Genomic DNA, 16,392 nt, shown 5'->3' with positions numbered 1-16,392 from the left:
TCGAAACTCACACCGGTGTGCGTGCCACAAAGACCGTGTTGATGTCTTCGCGATCAATCAGGGGATGCTTGAAGGTAATCACTTCAGCCCGGATGGTGTCAAACGCGGCCTGAAGGTTTTCTTCAAACCATGGTTCGGGCAGTTCGGTCGACCACAGGGCAAAGATACCACCGGGAACGATGTGGCTTGCCAGTTTGGTCAGGCCGTCCTTGGTGTAAAGGCGCTTGTGGTCTTCGTGCAAAACATTGCCCGGCGAATGATCAACATCCAAAAGAATGGCATCATGGCGGGTCTCAGGGGCTTTTGGGTTCATGCCCGGCGTATCAGAAAGCGACGCAGCAAAGAAATCCCCATGCACTAGGGCACAGCGCGGGTCGTTTGAAAGTTGCTCGCCCAGTGGCAGCAACCCTTCGTGGTGCCATTCGATCACCTCGGGCAGGGTATCAAGCACGGTCAGTTTGCCGGTCTTGGGGTTATCAAGGGCGGCCTTGGCAGTATATCCCAGCCCCAATCCGCCAACGACAACATCGAGGTTGTCGCGATCAAGTTCCGCCAGCCCCAAATCGGCCAGCGCGATCTCGGCATCGGTAAACAGGCTCGACATCAGATATTCTTCATCAAGCTTGATTTCATAAACATCGATATCAAGGCTGAGCTCACGTCGGCGACGCAGGCTTAAAACCCCCATCGGGGTTGGCCGATAATCGAGTTCCTTGAACAAAAGGCTCACAGCCGGGCTCCTGTCTGCTTGATGGCGCGTGTTGGGAAAGAGTGACGGATTGACCGCCAAAAGAAAAGTGCCCGAAGCAGGAATACTTCGGGCACCTTTGAAATTTTAACCTAAGCGATGCTTAGAGGAACTTCGCCATTGCGACAGCAGTGTCGCTCATACGGTTGGAGAAGCCCCACTCGTTATCGTACCAGGACAGGATACGAACGAAGTTGCCGTCCATGACCTGGGTCTGGGTCGCATCAAAGGTCGAGCTGTTCGGGTTGTGGTTGAAATCAACCGAAACCAGCGGTGCTTCGCAAACGCCAAGAACGCCTTTAAGCGGGCCGTTTGCCGCTTCTTTGATTGCCGCGTTGACTTCGTCAACCGTGGTGTCACGACCCGCAACAAAGGTCAGGTCAACCATGGAGACGTTCGGGGTCGGGACGCGGATCGCAGTACCGTCAAGCTTGCCTTTGAGTTCCGGAAGAACAAGACCAACAGCCTTTGCCGCACCGGTCGAGGTCGGGATCATCGAAAGCGATGCCGAACGCGCACGGCGCAGGTCTTTGTGCAGGCTGTCCACGGTGTTCTGATCACCGGTGAAGGCGTGAACGGTGGTCATGAAGCCCTTGGTGATACCAACGGTCTTGTTCAGAACGTCTGCAACTGGTGCAAGGCAGTTCGTCGTGCAAGATGCGTTCGAAACAATGACATCATCTGCAGTCAGGGTGTCAGAGTTAACACCGTAAACAACGGTCTTGATGTCACCCTTTGCCGGGGCAGAGATCAGAACGCGTTTTGCGCCTGCGGTCAGATGTTTGCCAGCACCTGCTTCGTCAAGGAAGATACCGGTGCACTCAAAAGCAACATCAACGTTAAGGGCTGCCCACGGCAGGTTCGCCGGGTCGCGTTCGGAACAAACCTTGATCGCCTTGCCGTCAATGACGAGGTTCTCGCCTTCGGCTTTGACGTCATTGGCAAGAACGCCATGAACGGAATCATATTTCAGAAGATGTGCGTTGGTGTTGACGTCACCCAGGTCGTTGATGGCAACAACTTCAACGTCGGTGCGGCCGCTTTCAACGATAGAACGCAGAACCAGACGGCCGATACGGCCAAAACCATTAATCGCTACGCGAATAGCCATTCATCCCTCCAAAATTATAATGATTGCTACCTGGGGAGTATCAATCACGGCTTAGGGTTTCAAACCCATAGAAAAAAGGCCGGATCGGTATGTTACCGATCCGGCCCGGTATTTTAAACCAGTTCCTTGGCCGCTTTGACCAGCGCGTCGGCGGTGATGCCGAAATGCTCGTAAAGGACCGGGGCAGGTGCCGAGGCACCAAATCCATGCATGCCGATAACCTTGCCGTTATCGCCAACGTATTTTTCCCAGCCAAAGACCGAAAGTGCTTCGATGGCAACGCGCGGTGCGCTGCCCAGAACGTCTTTGCGGTATTCTGGCGACTGGGCGTCAAACAGTTCCCAACTCGGCAGCGACACAACAGCGGCATTGATGCCGTCTGCTTTGAGCTTCGCCTGAGCATCAACTGCAATCTCGACTTCCGAACCGGTTGCAATCAGGGTGACCTGACGATCGCCATCGCAATCGGAAATCACATAACCGCCGCGTGCGACAAGGTTGTCATCGCGATATTCGGTACGAAGCGTCGGCAGGTTCTGACGGGTCAGGGCCAGAACGGTCGGACCGCTTTCATTGGTGATCGACATTGCCCATGCTTCGGCGGTTTCAACCGCATCGGCCGGACGGATGACCGTCACGTTCGGCATTGCGCGCAGCGATGCGACATGTTCAACCGGCTGGTGGGTCGGGCCGTCTTCGCCAAGACCGATGGAATCATGGGTCATGACGTAAACAACGCGCTGGTTCATCAGCGCCGACAGGCGGATCGACGGGCGGCAATAGTCGGTAAAGACCAGGAATGTACCACCATACGGCAGAACGCCGCCATGCAGCGCCAAACCGTTCATGGCTGCTGCCATGCCGTGTTCACGGATACCGTAATAGATATACGCACCTTCATAACCGCCTTCGGCGGTGATCGGTGCCTGAACGCCGGTTTTGGTGTTGTTCGAGCCGGTCAAATCGGCAGAACCACCGATCATCTCCGGAATTGCCTTGGTCAGAACTTCAAGAACGTTCTGGGATGCTTTACGGGTCGCGACTTTCGGCAGGTCAGCGGTGATCTGCTTTTTATAGTCGTTGAATGCTTCGATCCAGTTTTCCGGAAGCTTGCCTTCGATGCGGCGCTCGAACTCGTCCTTCAGACCTGCATCAAGACCTTCGAAACGGCTACCCCAAGCATTGAAGTCCTCGGCACCACGTGAGCCTGCTGCAAGCCATGCGTCACGGATGTCAGCCGGGATTTCAAACGGCTCGGCCGTCCAGCCAAGTTTCTCGCGCATGCCAGCAAGTTCTTCAGCACCCAGCGGGGCGCCATGCGTTGCCGCGGTGCCACCTTTGGTCGGCGCACCAAAACCGATCTCGGTTTTGCACGCGATCATGGATGGGGTGTTGGTGGTTTTTGCTTTGGCAATGGCGGCTTCAATCGCAGCCGGATCGTGGCCGTCAATTTCCTGAACGTCCCAGCCAGCAGCTTCAAAGCGCTTCTTGTGATCTTCCGAAGTCGAAAGCGAGGTCGGACCATCAATCGAAATGCCGTTGTCATCGAACAGAACGATGAGTTTCGACAATTTCATGTGACCGGCCATCGAAATGGCTTCCTGCGAGATGCCTTCCATCAGGCAACCGTCACCGGCAATCACATAGGTGAAGTGGTCAACAACATCGTTGCCAAAGCGGGCATTCATGATGCGCTCGCCAAGGGCGAAACCGACCGAGGTCGCAATACCCTGACCCAGCGGGCCAGTGGTGGTTTCGATGCCTTCTCCGTGGCCGAATTCCGGATGGCCCGCGGTGCGGAAACCCATCTGACGGAAATTCTTGATCTGATCAAGATCGAAATCTTCATACCCGGTCAGGTGCAGAAGAGAATAAAGAAGCATCGAACCGTGACCAGCAGACAGGATGAAACGGTCGCGGTCCGGCCAGTTCGGGTGCTTCGGATCGAATTTCAAGAATTTGGTATAAAGAACAGTCGCAACGTCTGCCATGCCCATCGGCATGCCCGGGTGTCCGGATTTGGCTTTTTCGACAGCTTCGGCCGAAAGGAAGCGGATGGCATTGGCCATGCGGTTGTGTTCTACTTGCGTCGTCATGTGATGCGGTTCCTGGGGGTTTCGCGGTCGGGCGATGAAAACACTTTTCCATTTATGAACGGAATTCGCGCGGAAGATGCCCTTACAGGGGGCATACGTCAACCGCTTCTGTTGAAAATCTGCCTTGTTTCCCGAATTCTTCGCAAACAAAGTCCGCTTTTTAACATCATCGCAACCGGGCCTGTTGACCGTCACAGTTTCGCAGCCCTATGCTTTTTGATCTCTGGTTGATCTCTATGAGGCAAAACGGTTGTTGATCAGAATCTGTGGTGTTAAATCAGCCATGATCATGACATCTTCAACCGTTCAGATGGAACGTGATGATTCGGTGCAGGCCACTCCGGTCTGCGGTTTTGGGCAAAACAGCAAACAATCGGGTAGGGATAATGTCGCGGTTGCAACAGGCAAGTGATCGACTGAAAGCAGCATTGGAACGTTTGGAAACGGTTGCGGAGTCGGCGATCGAAGCAAAAAGCCAGAATGCAAACGCTGATACCGCCGAAGTTGAAGCCCTGCGCGGACAGCTTTCTGCGCTCCGCGAAGATTATGATCGGCTTAGCCGCACGACAGAGACTGTCTCAACCCGTCTGGATGGCGCGGTTGATCAGCTCAAACTCGTTCTTGATGACGACCCCGTAAAGAAACAGGCGTAATTCATGGCACAGGTTTCCATTCGCATTAATGGCCGCAGTTATGACATCGCATGTGACGATGGACAGGAAAATCGCATTCACGCGCTCGCTGGCTATGTTGATGAACGCGTTCGTGAAATATCTGATGCGGTTGGCCAGATCGGTGAACAGCGCCTGCTGGTGATGACCAGTCTTTTGATTGCTGATGAACTGGGGGCTGCCCAGGAAAAGCTCAATAATCCGCAAACCCCGATTGTCGAAGAAGGCAGTTTGTCCGCAGCCGAATGTGATGCGATGGCAGAAAATATCGAAACCATGGCTGAAAGGGTTGAGGCCATCGCAGGCAAGCTCGCCAAGGACTGATTGCCCCGCGACCTCTGCGGGATTGATGAACCGTCATTCGTCTGCTGCATGGCTGGTCCCGGTATGGGACGAATAAATGCAATCTACTTGAAATTCAGGTGTTCGAAGACTAAGTTCCGGTCGCTGACAGTTTGCGATGCGCCGTTCGCGGCGATCAAGAACCCAGCACCTAGGGGGCTGCCCTGTTCGTCAGGTTCGCTAATTCCCGGGGCCGATGCTCATTTCTCTAGGGAGCTGTCCCTGTCGAGGCCGTGGTCTCGTTATACGGCGCCCACCTGCACTCGCAGGTCACGAGGAATTACCAAATGGCCAACGGCAGTGGTGGCTCCCGTTTATTCTGCTTAGGGTCCAAACTCATTCACATGACCGACCCGATTATGTAAATGAGTTTGGACCCTGAAATTCCCTTTTCCATTGTGTGATGCCGATGACTGCGTCCCGGGGCAGGGTGCTTTAGATAAAACTTGTCTGCCTGCCTTTGGTTGACACAATACAGGAAACACAATGCGTTTACTTCATCTCGGCGACGTTCTCGGGCAAACCGGTCGCAAAGCAGCGCTTGAAGCCCTGCCGATGCTGCGTGATCGTTTGTCCGTTGATATGGCTGTGGTGAATGTCGAAAACGCGGCACACGGCTTTGGCGTTACCGCAAAGATTTGCAAGGAATTCTACGCTGCTGGTGCCGATGTTCTGACCACGGGCAACCATGTCTGGGATCAGCGCGAAATCATCGCCTATATCGATGAAGACGAAAAATTGCTGCGCCCCTGGAATTTCCCTGATGGCACGCCGGGCAATGGCGATTACGTATTCAAAACCAAGTCCGGCAAGAAGGTCTGTGTGATCAACATGATGGGCCGCCTGTTTATGGACCCGTTATCCTGTCCGTTCCAAGGGGCCAACAAGCTGTTTTCCAAACACAAGCTTGGCAAGAATGTCGATGCGATCATTCTTGATTTCCATGCGGAAACCACGTCGGAAAAAATGGCATTTGGTCATCATTGCGACGGGCGGGCATCGCTTGTTCTGGGTACGCATACCCATGTGCCAACCGCCGATGCCCAAATCCTGCCAAACGGGACGGGCTATCAGACCGATGTTGGCATGTGCGGCGATTTTGATTCCGTGATCGGCATGAAAAAAGAAAACTCGGTCCGCAAATTCCTGACCAAAATGCCCGCCGGCCGGTTTGAACCGGCAGACGGCCCGGCAACGGTGTGTGGGGTGTTTGTTGAAACCGATGACAAAACAGGTCTGGCCAAACGCATTGAATCAGTCCGCATCGGTGGCCGACTAAAAGGCAGCTGGCCCAGCGCCTAAGCACGTTCGCATTGTTTGCGACCAAAAAAACACAAAGGCCCGCCAATCTTGGCGGGCCTTTGTCGTTTGGCAGTGTTACTTGGTGGTGTCGTACCAATCAGGCAGCGCGATCACGGGCCTGCTGGCGCAGATCATCGAGAATGCTGGAAATACGTGTGCGCATTTCACCAACTTTCTCTGATGCCGATCGTGACGTTGTCAGAACCTCACCCGACAACTGACCGGTTCTGCCAGTTTCATTGGCAACTTCGGCAATTGATGCCGACACCGCACGGGTACGATCTGCTGCCCCACGCACATTGCGCGTGATTTCATCGGTGGCAGCGCCCTGTTCCTCAACCGCAGCCGAGATGGTGGTGGCAATTTCATTGAGACTATCAATGATCGAGCCAATTTCACCTATGGCAGTAACCGATTCACCGGTGGCTTTCTGAATGCCGGTGATCTGGCCTGAGATTTCCTCGGTCGCCTTTTCGGTCTGGTTAGCAAGGTTTTTGACCTCGGCCGCGACAACGGCAAAGCCCTTGCCGGCATCACCCGCACGGGCAGCCTCAATCGTTGCATTGAGCGCGAGAAGGTTGGTCTGTTCGGCGATGTCGGTGATCAGTGCGATCACCTCGCCAATACGTCCGGCCGATTGTGACAGGCTGTTGACCAGTTCGTTGGTGTGTTGGGCACGCTGTGCGGCTTCGTTTGAAATGCGCGTGGTTTCCGCCATCTGACGGTTGATCTCTGCATTCGAACTTGAAAGCTGCTCGGTTGCGGATGCCACTGTTTCGACATTGCCAGTGGCTTCATCTGCCGATTTTGACACTTCGTCGCTTTGTCCCGATACCAGTTCGGCGCTATCGGTCATCTGGCCCGAAACGCCCTGAAGCTGTTCGGCAAGGGTCGCGATTTCATTCACGGCACTTTCAACTTCGCCCTGAAGCGTATCGGCAAGTGACAGCAATTCGTCACGCAGTGCTTCGTTGCGTTCACGGTTAAGCTGTTCTTCTTCGGCCTGCATGTTCCGCACCTTGATGGCGTTTTCCTTAAACACATCAACCGCACGGCCCATGGCCGAAATTTCGTCATTGCCACCCGACGGGACGGTTGCATCAAGATCGCCACCCGCAAGCGAGATCATCGATTTCTGCAAGCCCGCCAAACGACGCAACAAGTTGCCACGCACATACACCAGATAGATCAGAAGCGGGATCACAATCGCCGCAGCACCAACCGCATACATAACAAACGAGCTTTGCTGGGTCAGTGTGCTTGCAGCATCTGCGGAACTGTCAACACCGGACTGAAGATCGGCAACAAGCATGTTGACCTCATCTTCAAGCAAGCTTGCGAATTCAGCACTGTCTTCAACGATGTCGATCTGTTCATCCGCAAGTTTAAGTTCCTTGCTGCGCAGCGATGAAATGCTGTTGCGGCCCATCGACAGTTTTTTGATGTCACCAAGGAGGCCGTTATAGAATTTCTTGAGCTTTTCATTCTCAAGTTCGTTGATCGTACTGCCAACCAGACCAACCGCCCCACGGACCTGAACCCCCATGATACGAAGCTGCATGCGGTCATCTGATGAGGCTGCGGTCAAAACCGTGTTGCTGATTTCAGCCCCATTGTTTGCAAGCTGCAGGATCGGTGCCCGGGCTGCCATCAATTCATCCAGTTTGAACAGAAGACCCTTGATTGAATCTTCCTGTTCCTGGGTCAGGAATGCGCCTGACTGACGCAAGTCATGAACCTGACTGGTGACGGCGGTGATGTTGGTCTGGGATGCCGACAGGATCGGCTGGATCATGGAGTTATATCGGCCGGTCAACTGCTGAAACTGCGACAAGGATTTCGAAAGCTCAGCAGCTATTTCAAACCGCTCGATTGTCGTGTCATGAAGCTCCTGCAACGCCGCGGCCAGTTTCTGGCTGTTGCCTTCAATCACGGCAAGCGTCTCTTCAGGCAGGCCGGACTGGTCAAGCACCGCAAGATTTTCACCTAGCGTATTAAGCAGTACATCCAGATTGTCTTTAACCGCCTGTTCTTCTTCAAGTGTGGACGCAGCGATGATGCGCGGTGCTGATGCGACGATTTTTGCACTGGTTGTCGCAAGCTGCTGGGCGGCAAACATCGGGGGGAGTTGCTCATAGGCAATCCGGTCCAACTCGTTACCGAACTTGGTAAACGAGAAAACCGATACAGCAGCAGCAAGAATTGCAATCAGGCCAACCAGAAAGAAGGCGCCAGCCAATCTTCCCCGGACACCCAGTCCCGTCTTGTTTGCTTTTTTTGTGTTTTTGGTGTTCGACGGTGACGGCTTCTTGCCGCGCTTAAAACTAAAACCCATATTTGTGTCTCCCCGTAGATCAAAGAGCCGAATGGCCGGCATGGCGATGCGCCGACGCACGTTATCGTGTCATTTGAACGTCTTTGTCCCTGCCAAGCCACATTTTGGGGATGCCCGTTTCCTGTAACAAACAGGTCAAACGGGTATAAGGCGTGGGGCTTGTTTTATTATTATGAGAACGAGCTATATCATAATAACCGCATTTCAATCATGGATTTTCGACAAGTATATACGCATGTATAGAATTTTGCGATCGATATGGCTGAGGAAACCCGCGTTGTATTTGATTTATCTGACTAAATTCGGTTCCCGATTTCTCGGGGGCCCACAAAAAAGGCCCGCCAGATGGCGGGCCTTGTCGTGAGGTCTGATGCGTTGATCAGGAAGCGGCGCGATCACGGGCCTGCTTGCGCAGATCATCAAGAATACCATTGATCCGAGAACGCAGGTTTTCGACCTTCTCGGATGCCTCTTGCGCGGTTGCAAGAACCTGACCGGAAAGTTCGCCGGTTTTGCCGGTTTCATTGGCAACTTCCGTGATCGACGATGACACCGAACGGGTACGATCCGCCGCACCGCGAACGTTACGGGTGATCTCGTCGGTCGCAGCACCCTGTTCTTCAACAGCAGCCGAGATGGTGGTGGCAATTTCATTGATGTTCTCAATGATGCGGCCAATGTCACCGATCGCGTTAACGGATTCACCGGTTGCTTTCTGAATGCCTGAAATCTGGCCAGAAATTTCCTCGGTGGCTTTTTCCGTCTGGTTGGCAAGGTTTTTAACTTCGGCGGCAACAACCGCAAAGCCTTTACCCGCATCGCCAGCACGCGCGGCCTCGATGGTTGCGTTCAGTGCAAGCAGGTTGGTCTGCTCGGCAATGTCGGTGATCAGGGCGATCACTTCACCGATGCGATCAGCTGATTGCGACAGGCTATGAACCAGTTCGTTGGTTTCCTGTGCGCGGGTCGAGGCATCGTTGGAAATCCGGGTCGATTCCGCCATCTGACGGTTGATTTCCGCGTTCGATGCCGAAAGCTGCTCGGTCGCGGCTGCAACGGTTTCCACGTTGCCGGTCGCTTCCTGTGCAGAACTTGCAACTTCTTCGGTTTGACCCGAAACCAGTTCAGCACTTGACGTCATCTGACCGGAAACACCCTGAAGCTGGTTGCCAAGTGCGGCAATCTCGTTCACGGCACTTTCAACTTCGTTCTGAAGCGTATCGGCAAGGCCAAGAAGCTCATCACGCAGGGCTTCGTTACGTTCACGGTTCAGACGTTCTTCTTCAGCCTGCATGCCGCGAACCTTAAGGGCATTGTCCTTAAAGACCTCAACCGCACGGCCCATGGCACTGATTTCGTCCTTGCCCTTGGAAGGCACGGTTACATCAAGGTTGCCATCGGCAAGCTGGACCATGGTTTTCTGCAATCCGGCCAGACGGCGCAGAACGTTACCACGAACGTACAGAACATAAATCGCAAGCGAAATCAGGATTGCGGCAATTGCCACGACACCCAGTGCCGCGAGACCCTGTTTCTCGACCACACGTGATTGTGCAGCAGCCTCATCAACTTCGGCATTAAGGCCCGCCACCAGTTCGGCAACGCTATTGCGCATCGCAATGGCGTATTGGGCACTTTGCACCACAAGCGACTGACTGGTTTCAGTTGCCGCAAGTTCCCGACCACGCAGGTCCGGAAGGCTTCCGTCACCAATCGAAAGTTTCTGCATTTTGCCGATCAGGTCGACGTAAAATGCCTTGAGGCGATCATTTTCAAGTTGATCAAGTTTGCTGAGCGCATCGGAATAGGTGCCACGGATACGCACCGGAATGATCGACAGGCGTACGGCCTGCGTTTCCGTCGTGCTGGCAATAATCATATTCGATGCCGCAGATCCCAGACGTTCGATCTCAAGAATTGGGCTACGGGTTTCGATTGCGTTGGAAAATTTCTGAAAGGCCTCAAGGACGGCTTGTTTTTCCTCTTCGTAAATCTTCGACGGATTTTCCGTGAAGGACGAGGCATACTCGGCACCTTGTGAAATGTCATTTTGCGTATAGGACAGAACCGGTTTCAGCGTATCCGCATAGCGCTTTGCAAGACCCTGGAATTCGTCAAGCTTTTCAGCTTTTTCTGCGCTGATCTGGAAGCGTTCCTGTGTCACAGCATGAAGCTGTTCCAGATTGCTTTGCAAAAGTGTGCGGTTGTCTTTGATGCTTGCGATGACATCCGGCATGAAACCGGTGCTCTCGATCTCGGCAATCAACGCGCCAAGCTCATCAAGGCGAACGGCAAGTTCGTCATTGATGGCATGTTCTTCTTCTGGATTGGCCGCGGCGACAATTCGTGGGGCAATTGCAACAATTTCCGCGCTTCCCGTTGCCAGCGATTGCGCTGCTGCAATGGGCGGAAGTTTTTCTTCGGTAATTGTCGTAAGTGCCTGGCCGAACTGGTTGAATGATATCGCGCCGACAACAGCGGAAACCACTGCCATCAATCCTACCACAGCAAACGAAATCAATAGTTTGCTTTGGACCCCGAATTTAGTTCCCATTCTATCTAACCTTTTTCCTGGCTGTTCCCGACTGGCTTCTTTGTCCATTCAGATTTTTAGCTGCGCCAAAAGATCATGCATGAGCTTACTGGTTGGCGCGGATTTGTTCCCCTAAGAGCCTTGTTCTTTAGTTTAGTGACTATTGCACAGTCTATTAATGAAAGAATATCTCGGCATCTGCAACACCTATCCGCGTCATGTGAAAAAAATGGATATGGTTCATCCCCGATCTTTGCTGTGGCCGGGCATGACCCGATGGACTGTTGCCAAGCATCGCTGGACCTTGCAGGGTAAACAGGTTATAGGAGCGGTCGAAATTTTCGTTCGTGGATGTTGCAGATGTGAATCTCTCACCCTGTACATGCCCGGACGGGCTGGTCTGTCAGGGGACGCCCGTATGACCGGCATGGTGTCTTCTGATACCGTTCCATATCGAGTTCAATGACGACAGGTTACAGGTTATGGCCGGCCATTCCCAATTTAAGAACATTATGCACCGCAAAGGTGCGCAGGATAAAAAGCGCGCCAAGATCTTCACCAAACTCGCGCGCGAAATCACTGTTGCAGCCAAGATCAGCGACGATGTCGACAGCAACCCGCGTTTGCGTGCTGCCATCGCTGCGGCCCGTTCACAGAACATGCCCAAGGACAACATTGATCGTGCGATCAAAAAGGCGACCGGTGCCGGCGAGGGCGACAACTACGAAGAAGTCCGCTACGAGGGCTACGGTACTGCCGGTGTTGCAGTCATCGTCGAAGCGCTGACCGATAACCGCAATCGTACCGCATCCGAAGTTCGTGCTGCCTTCACCAAGCACGGCGGTAACCTTGGCGAAACCGGTTCTGTTGGTTTCATGTTCAACCGTCTGGGCGAAATCGTTTACCCGGCGGACAAGGCGGATGCGGACGAAATCTTTGAAGCTGCGCTTGAAGCGGGTGCTGCCAATGCGGAGTCTGATGAACAAAACCACATCATCGACACCGAGCTTGAAGACCTCAACGCTGTGCGCGAAGTTCTGACCGAAAAATTCGGCGATCCGGAAAGCGCCAAGATGGTTTTCCGTGCCACGACCGAGGCCGACATTTCTGTCGATCAGGCCCAAAGCATCATGAAGCTTGTTGATGTGCTTGAAGACAATGACGACGTTCAGAATGTCTGGACCAACGTCAATTGGACCGACGAAATCGTCGCAGGTTTGGACAACTAATTTAATACTCTTGATAACACCCGCCTTTCGCTTTTGAATGGCGGGTGTTTTGTATCTGGTTTCTGGAAATTAGGGGCGCGCTGTGGTCAGAGTTCTCGGGATTGATCCCGGTCTTCAACGGACGGGCTGGGGCGTGATCGACCTCGAAGATAACCGGATGCGCCATGTCGCCAACGGTGTCGTTACATCTACACAGTCCCTGACACTGGCCGAACGTCTTGACCAGCTTCATACGGGGCTGATCGAGGTGATTAAAATCTGGACGCCTGATGAGGCGGCCGTTGAAGAAACCTTTGTGAATAAAAATCCGGTTTCGACCCTTAAACTGGGGCAGGCGCGTGGGGTTGCGCTGCTGGCACCGGCACGGAATGGCATTCCGGTAACGGAATATACACCCAATGCCGTCAAAAAGACTGTGGTGGGTGCCGGGCATGCTGCCAAACAGCAGGTGGAAATGATGGTTTCGACCTTGCTTCCGGGATGTGAAATTGCCGGGGCGGATGCCGCAGATGCTCTTGCGGTTGCCATCTGCCACGCGCAACATGCCGGGAACCGGTCGTTGGCCCAAAGCATGGCCGCGAACCCAACACGAAACGGGAGAAAATACAGGTGATCGCGAAACTGCGCGGAATTGTGGATTTCATCGGCGAAGACAGCGTCATTATCGACGTGAATGGTGTCGGCTATCTGGTTTTTGCCTCCCGCCGGACATTGTCGATGTTGCCGCCCAAGGGCGGGGACGCCGGGCTGATGATCGAGACCCATGTCCGCGAAGATCATATTCACCTGTATGGCTTTGCTGATAATGCTGAAAAACAGTGGTTTTCGCTTTTGACCACGGTGCAGGGCGTCGGCGCAAAAGTCGCACTGGCCTTGCTGTCTGTTCTGACCCCGACCGATCTTTTGCGTGCGCTGGCCGCCCAGGATACCACGGCCCTTTGTCGTGCGCCGGGCATCGGTCCAAAGGTCGCAACCCGCATTGTGGGCGAGCTGAAAGACAAGGCTGCCAAACTTAACCTTGGCCCGGTTGCCGCCCCGGCAAGCCCGGTCGAAGAACCGGCAAAGCCGGCGGCAAAATCCAAAAAATCAGCCAGGCCCGCCAAGGATGCGAGTGCTGATACCGTTCCGGCAGAACCCGTTGTGGATGATGGCGCGGTTTTGGCCGATGCCGTTTCGGCACTGGTCAATCTTGGCTATGGCCGCTCCGAAGCATTCGGTGCGGTGGGCAAGGCTGCCCAGCAGGCCGGTGACGACAAATCGATTGATACCCTGATCCGCCTGGGACTAAAGGAGCTTAGCGCGTGAGCGAAGAAGAAGACCGCCTGCTCAGTGGCGAGCGCCGTGATGAAGATCAGCAGGATGGATCACTGCGTCCGCGTCGGCTGGATGATTTTACCGGTCAGAAAGAAGTCCGTGAAAACCTTGACGTCTTTATCAAGGCCGCCCGTTCACGCGAAGAGGCAATGGACCATGTTCTGTTCTTTGGTCCGCCGGGATTGGGGAAAACCACGCTGTCGCAAATTGTTGCCAGCGAGTTGGGCGTCGGTTTTCGCGCCACATCCGGGCCGGTGGTGGCCAAGGCCGGTGATCTTGCTGCCCTTCTGACCAATCTTCAGCCGCGTGATGTTCTGTTTATTGATGAAATTCATCGCCTTAATCCGGCGGTTGAGGAAATCCTCTATCCGGCGATGGAAGACTTCCAGCTTGACCTGATCATTGGCGAAGGACCGGCTGCGCGTTCCGTGCGGATTGATTTGCCGCCCTTTACCCTTGTTGGTGCGACAACCCGTTCCGGGCTGCTGACAACGCCTTTGCGCGACCGCTTTGGCATTCCGTTGCGTTTGCGATTCTACGAGCCAGAAGAACTCGTCAGCATTGTTGCACGCGGTGCCAAGCTTTTGAATTTCGACATGACCGAAGAAGGCGCGATGGAAATCGCCCGCCGGTCACGTGGGACGCCGCGTATTGCCGGGCGTTTGTTGCGCCGTGTGCGAGACTTTGCTGCCGTTGCAGAAAAATCACCGGTCGATAAATTTATTGCCGATGCGGCCCTGACCCGGCTTGAGGTCGATAATCTTGGCCTTGATAGTCAGGATCGGCGTTACCTCAATTGTATTGCCGGGAACTACGGCGGTGGGCCGGTCGGGGTCGATACACTTGCCGCAGCCCTTTCCGAAGAACGCGATACCATCGAAGATGTGATCGAACCCTACCTGCTGCAACAGGGCTTGATCCAGCGGACCCCGCGTGGGCGGATGCTTGGCGTTAAGGGGTTCAAGCATCTTGGTCTGACACCGCCACGCGAAGCGGGTGGGGTGCCGCTGTCGGATCTGTTTGACACCCAACAAGGATCGGGGAACGATTCCTGATGTCACGCACCGATCACGATACCCTGTTGGGGACGCTCGATGGCAATCGGCATATCTATCCGCTTATTGTTTATTACGAAGATACCGATGCAGGTGGCATCGTCTATCACGCCAATTATCTGGCTTTCGCCGAACGCGCACGTTCAGCGATGCTTAACCTGTTGGGCTTTACCAATCGAAATGTTGCAGAACGCCACAAAGTTGCCATAGCCGTTCGACACTGTACGCTCGATTTTCGTCGTGCGGCACAGTTGGAAGATCGCCTGACCGTCGAAAGCCGGGTGATAAAGCTTGGGGGCGCGTCGCTTGGTTTTGAACAAAAGATCATGCGCGATGGCGACGAACTGGTGGTGATCGAGATTTATCTCGCCTGCATGTCGCTGGATGAACTTCGGGCACAAAGACTGCCAGAAGAATTAAGAACAGTATTTAGTCGATATCTGGATGTGAACAAGGACTGACGGGAATATGGAAAATCAAGTGGTCGACGCGGTAACGCTGGGGCAGTCGGTCATGGCACATGACATGTCTCTGTGGGGACTTTTCATGCAGGCTGGACTGGTCGTCAAAACAGTGATGATCGGGCTTTTGCTGGCTTCTGTCTGGGTATGGGCCATCGTTATCGAAAAGATTCTGCGCCTGCGCAAGCTGCGCGCTCAGGCACACACCTTCGAAGAAGCCTTCTGGTCGGGCGGGTCGCTGGAAGACCTCTATGACCGGATCGCCGATCAGCCGCGTGATCCGATGTCAGCCATCTTCGTTTCAGCCATGCGTGAATGGCGCCGATCAAACGCCAAGGGCGTTCACGGCGATACCATGCGTGCGCGCATGCAGCAGCGTCTTGAAAAATCGATGGAAATCACGCTGGGCCGCGAAATGGACCGGGTGGAACGTTATATGACCTTCCTGGCATCTGTGGGGTCGACCGCACCGTTTGTCGGGCTGTTTGGCACGGTCTGGGGCATCATGGTGTCGTTCCAGTCGATTGCCGCATCGAAGAATACATCGCTTGCGGTTGTTGCGCCGGGCATCGCCGAGGCGCTGTTTGCAACCGCCATGGGCCTTGTCGCCGCGATTCCGGCCGTGGTTGCCTATAACAAGATTTCAAGCGACCTGAACCGTTACAGCAACCGCCTCGAAGCTTTCGTGGACGAGTTCAGCTCTATCCTTTCGCGCCAACTTGACGATTCGAGAGACTGACCATGGGCGCACAGCTAGCCAAATCGGGCGGAGGACGCCGACGCGGTCGCCGCAATAACCGGCGCGCTGCCATGAGCGACATCAACGTCACGCCGATGGTGGACGTGATGCTGGTTCTTCTTGTGATCTTTATGGTTGCGGCCCCCTTGATGACTGTCGGGGTTGAGGTCGATCTGCCGGAAACCAGTGCCGCGCCAATGACCGGGCAGGATGAACCGCTTGTGGTGTCGGTGTCTGCCGAAGGCACGATCTATATTATGGATAGCGAGATCGCCCAGAGCACCCTGACGGAGAAACTGGCGGCCATTACGGAAAACAAGGCCGATACCCGTATCTTCGTTCGCGGTGACAAGGCGATTGATTATGGCCGGGTGATGGAAGTCATGGGGCTGATCAAGGATGCCGGTTTTACCAAGGTGGCCCTGATCGCCGAACTGCCCGCAAGGGATTCGTAAC

Annotated in this window: 15 protein-coding genes and 1 other RNA gene; 11 read left to right on the top strand and 5 right to left on the bottom strand. The window is 54.3% G+C overall.

From position 1 onward, the window contains the following. Positions 1-7: 7 nt before the first annotated feature. The 3 genes from JF44_RS0102625 to tkt form a co-directional block, all read right to left on the bottom strand. Positions 8-730, bottom strand: coding sequence for a polyamine aminopropyltransferase (locus JF44_RS0102625; protein WP_033067379.1), 723 nt, complete (start codon positions 728-730; stop codon positions 8-10). 121 nt (positions 731-851) lie between these two features. Continuing rightward, positions 852-1,859: a type I glyceraldehyde-3-phosphate dehydrogenase gene (gene gap / locus JF44_RS0102620; RefSeq protein WP_033067378.1), complete on the bottom strand. Its 1,008-nt coding sequence runs from the start codon at positions 1,857-1,859 to the stop codon at positions 852-854. Positions 1,860-1,972: 113 nt separating this feature from the next. Then, positions 1,973-3,955 carry a transketolase gene (gene tkt, locus JF44_RS0102615; RefSeq protein ID WP_033067377.1) on the bottom strand — a complete coding sequence of 661 codons (1,983 nt, stop codon included), beginning with the start codon at positions 3,953-3,955 and terminating at the stop codon, positions 1,973-1,975. A 386-nt stretch (positions 3,956-4,341) separates the two neighbouring features. Between tkt and JF44_RS0102605 the strand changes: the two genes are divergently transcribed. From JF44_RS0102605 to JF44_RS0102595, 4 genes are all read left to right on the top strand, one after another. Next, entirely contained in the window at positions 4,342-4,608 is a 267-nt protein-coding gene (locus tag JF44_RS0102605; RefSeq protein ID WP_033067375.1) for a hypothetical protein, read from the top strand. A 3-nt stretch (positions 4,609-4,611) separates the two neighbouring features. Beyond that, the gene (locus tag JF44_RS0102600) at positions 4,612-4,950 is read left to right on the top strand and encodes a cell division protein ZapA (protein ID WP_033067374.1); all 339 of its coding nucleotides are present in this window, start codon (positions 4,612-4,614) and stop codon (positions 4,948-4,950) included. A gap of 171 nt (positions 4,951-5,121) precedes the next feature. Beyond that, positions 5,122-5,282: non-coding RNA, 6S RNA (ssrS, locus tag JF44_RS20080), on the top strand. 172 nt (positions 5,283-5,454) lie between these two features. Beyond that, complete coding sequence (locus JF44_RS0102595; RefSeq protein ID WP_033067373.1) at positions 5,455-6,270, top strand: TIGR00282 family metallophosphoesterase; 816 nt, start codon at positions 5,455-5,457, stop codon at positions 6,268-6,270. A 97-nt stretch (positions 6,271-6,367) separates the two neighbouring features. Here the strand turns inward: JF44_RS0102595 and JF44_RS19805 are convergent, their stop codons facing one another. Together JF44_RS19805 and JF44_RS19800 are read right to left on the bottom strand one after the other, a co-directional pair. Continuing rightward, positions 6,368-8,605 (bottom strand): methyl-accepting chemotaxis protein, encoded by a 2,238-nt coding sequence (locus JF44_RS19805; protein WP_052065390.1) that lies wholly within the window; start codon positions 8,603-8,605, stop codon positions 6,368-6,370. 379 nt (positions 8,606-8,984) lie between these two features. Continuing rightward, entirely contained in the window at positions 8,985-11,159 is a 2,175-nt protein-coding gene (locus tag JF44_RS19800) for a HAMP domain-containing methyl-accepting chemotaxis protein (RefSeq protein ID WP_081944311.1), read from the bottom strand. Between the two features lie 461 nt (positions 11,160-11,620). Here JF44_RS19800 and JF44_RS0102580 point away from each other — a divergent pair, with 461 nt between their 5' ends. The 7 genes from JF44_RS0102580 to tolR all read left to right on the top strand — a co-directional run bounded on the left by JF44_RS0102580 (position 11,621) and on the right by tolR (position 16,391). After that, positions 11,621-12,367 carry a YebC/PmpR family DNA-binding transcriptional regulator gene (locus tag JF44_RS0102580; protein WP_033067372.1) on the top strand — a complete coding sequence of 249 codons (747 nt, stop codon included), beginning with the start codon at positions 11,621-11,623 and terminating at the stop codon, positions 12,365-12,367. An 82-nt stretch (positions 12,368-12,449) separates the two neighbouring features. Then, a complete protein-coding gene (ruvC, locus tag JF44_RS0102575; protein ID WP_033067371.1) occupies positions 12,450-12,980 on the top strand; it encodes a crossover junction endodeoxyribonuclease RuvC in 531 nt (176 codons plus the stop codon). Beyond that, on the top strand, positions 12,977-13,672 hold the full coding sequence (ruvA, locus tag JF44_RS0102570) for a Holliday junction branch migration protein RuvA (protein ID WP_033067370.1): 696 nt from the start codon (positions 12,977-12,979) through the stop codon (positions 13,670-13,672). The genes ruvC and ruvA overlap by 4 nt, the downstream gene beginning before the upstream one ends. After that, the gene (gene ruvB, locus JF44_RS0102565) at positions 13,669-14,736 is read left to right on the top strand and encodes a Holliday junction branch migration DNA helicase RuvB (protein WP_033067369.1); all 1,068 of its coding nucleotides are present in this window, start codon (positions 13,669-13,671) and stop codon (positions 14,734-14,736) included. Before ruvA ends, ruvB begins: the two co-directional genes overlap by 4 nt. Further along, the gene (locus tag JF44_RS0102560) at positions 14,736-15,197 is read left to right on the top strand and encodes a YbgC/FadM family acyl-CoA thioesterase (protein ID WP_033067368.1); all 462 of its coding nucleotides are present in this window, start codon (positions 14,736-14,738) and stop codon (positions 15,195-15,197) included. The genes ruvB and JF44_RS0102560 overlap by 1 nt, the downstream gene beginning before the upstream one ends. A gap of 7 nt (positions 15,198-15,204) precedes the next feature. Beyond that, positions 15,205-15,936, top strand: coding sequence for a protein TolQ (tolQ, locus tag JF44_RS0102555; RefSeq protein ID WP_052065386.1), 732 nt, complete (start codon positions 15,205-15,207; stop codon positions 15,934-15,936). A 2-nt stretch (positions 15,937-15,938) separates the two neighbouring features. Further along, positions 15,939-16,391 carry a protein TolR gene (tolR, locus tag JF44_RS0102550; RefSeq protein WP_033067367.1) on the top strand — a complete coding sequence of 151 codons (453 nt, stop codon included), beginning with the start codon at positions 15,939-15,941 and terminating at the stop codon, positions 16,389-16,391. Position 16,392: the final 1 nt, after the last annotated feature.

This window comes from Thalassospira australica, from assembly GCF_000763295.1.
Classification (GTDB): Bacteria; Pseudomonadota; Alphaproteobacteria; order Rhodospirillales; family Thalassospiraceae; genus Thalassospira; species Thalassospira australica.
The sequence above is the reverse complement of the archived record's forward strand: the minus strand, read 5'-3'. Positions and strand labels throughout refer to the sequence as shown.

Bases quoted from the DNA above. Each gene is read 5' to 3' on its own strand.
- JF44_RS19805 (WP_052065390.1), bottom strand. From the start codon at position 8,605: ATGGGTTTTAGTTTTAAGCGCGGCAAGAAGCCGTCACCGTCGAACACC.
- JF44_RS0102600 (WP_033067374.1), top strand. From the start codon at position 4,612: ATGGCACAGGTTTCCATTCGCATTAATGGCCGCAGTTATGACATCGCA.
- tolR (WP_033067367.1), top strand. From the start codon at position 15,939: ATGGGCGCACAGCTAGCCAAATCGGGCGGAGGACGCCGACGCGGTCGC.
- JF44_RS0102595 (WP_033067373.1), top strand. From the start codon at position 5,455: ATGCGTTTACTTCATCTCGGCGACGTTCTCGGGCAAACCGGTCGCAAA.
- gap (WP_033067378.1), bottom strand. From the start codon at position 1,859: ATGGCTATTCGCGTAGCGATTAATGGTTTTGGCCGTATCGGCCGTCTG.
- JF44_RS0102560 (WP_033067368.1), top strand. From the start codon at position 14,736: ATGTCACGCACCGATCACGATACCCTGTTGGGGACGCTCGATGGCAAT.
- tkt (WP_033067377.1), bottom strand. From the start codon at position 3,955: ATGACGACGCAAGTAGAACACAACCGCATGGCCAATGCCATCCGCTTC.
- JF44_RS0102580 (WP_033067372.1), top strand. From the start codon at position 11,621: ATGGCCGGCCATTCCCAATTTAAGAACATTATGCACCGCAAAGGTGCG.
- tolQ (WP_052065386.1), top strand. From the start codon at position 15,205: ATGGAAAATCAAGTGGTCGACGCGGTAACGCTGGGGCAGTCGGTCATG.
- JF44_RS0102605 (WP_033067375.1), top strand. From the start codon at position 4,342: ATGTCGCGGTTGCAACAGGCAAGTGATCGACTGAAAGCAGCATTGGAA.
- JF44_RS19800 (WP_081944311.1), bottom strand. From the start codon at position 11,159: ATGGGAACTAAATTCGGGGTCCAAAGCAAACTATTGATTTCGTTTGCT.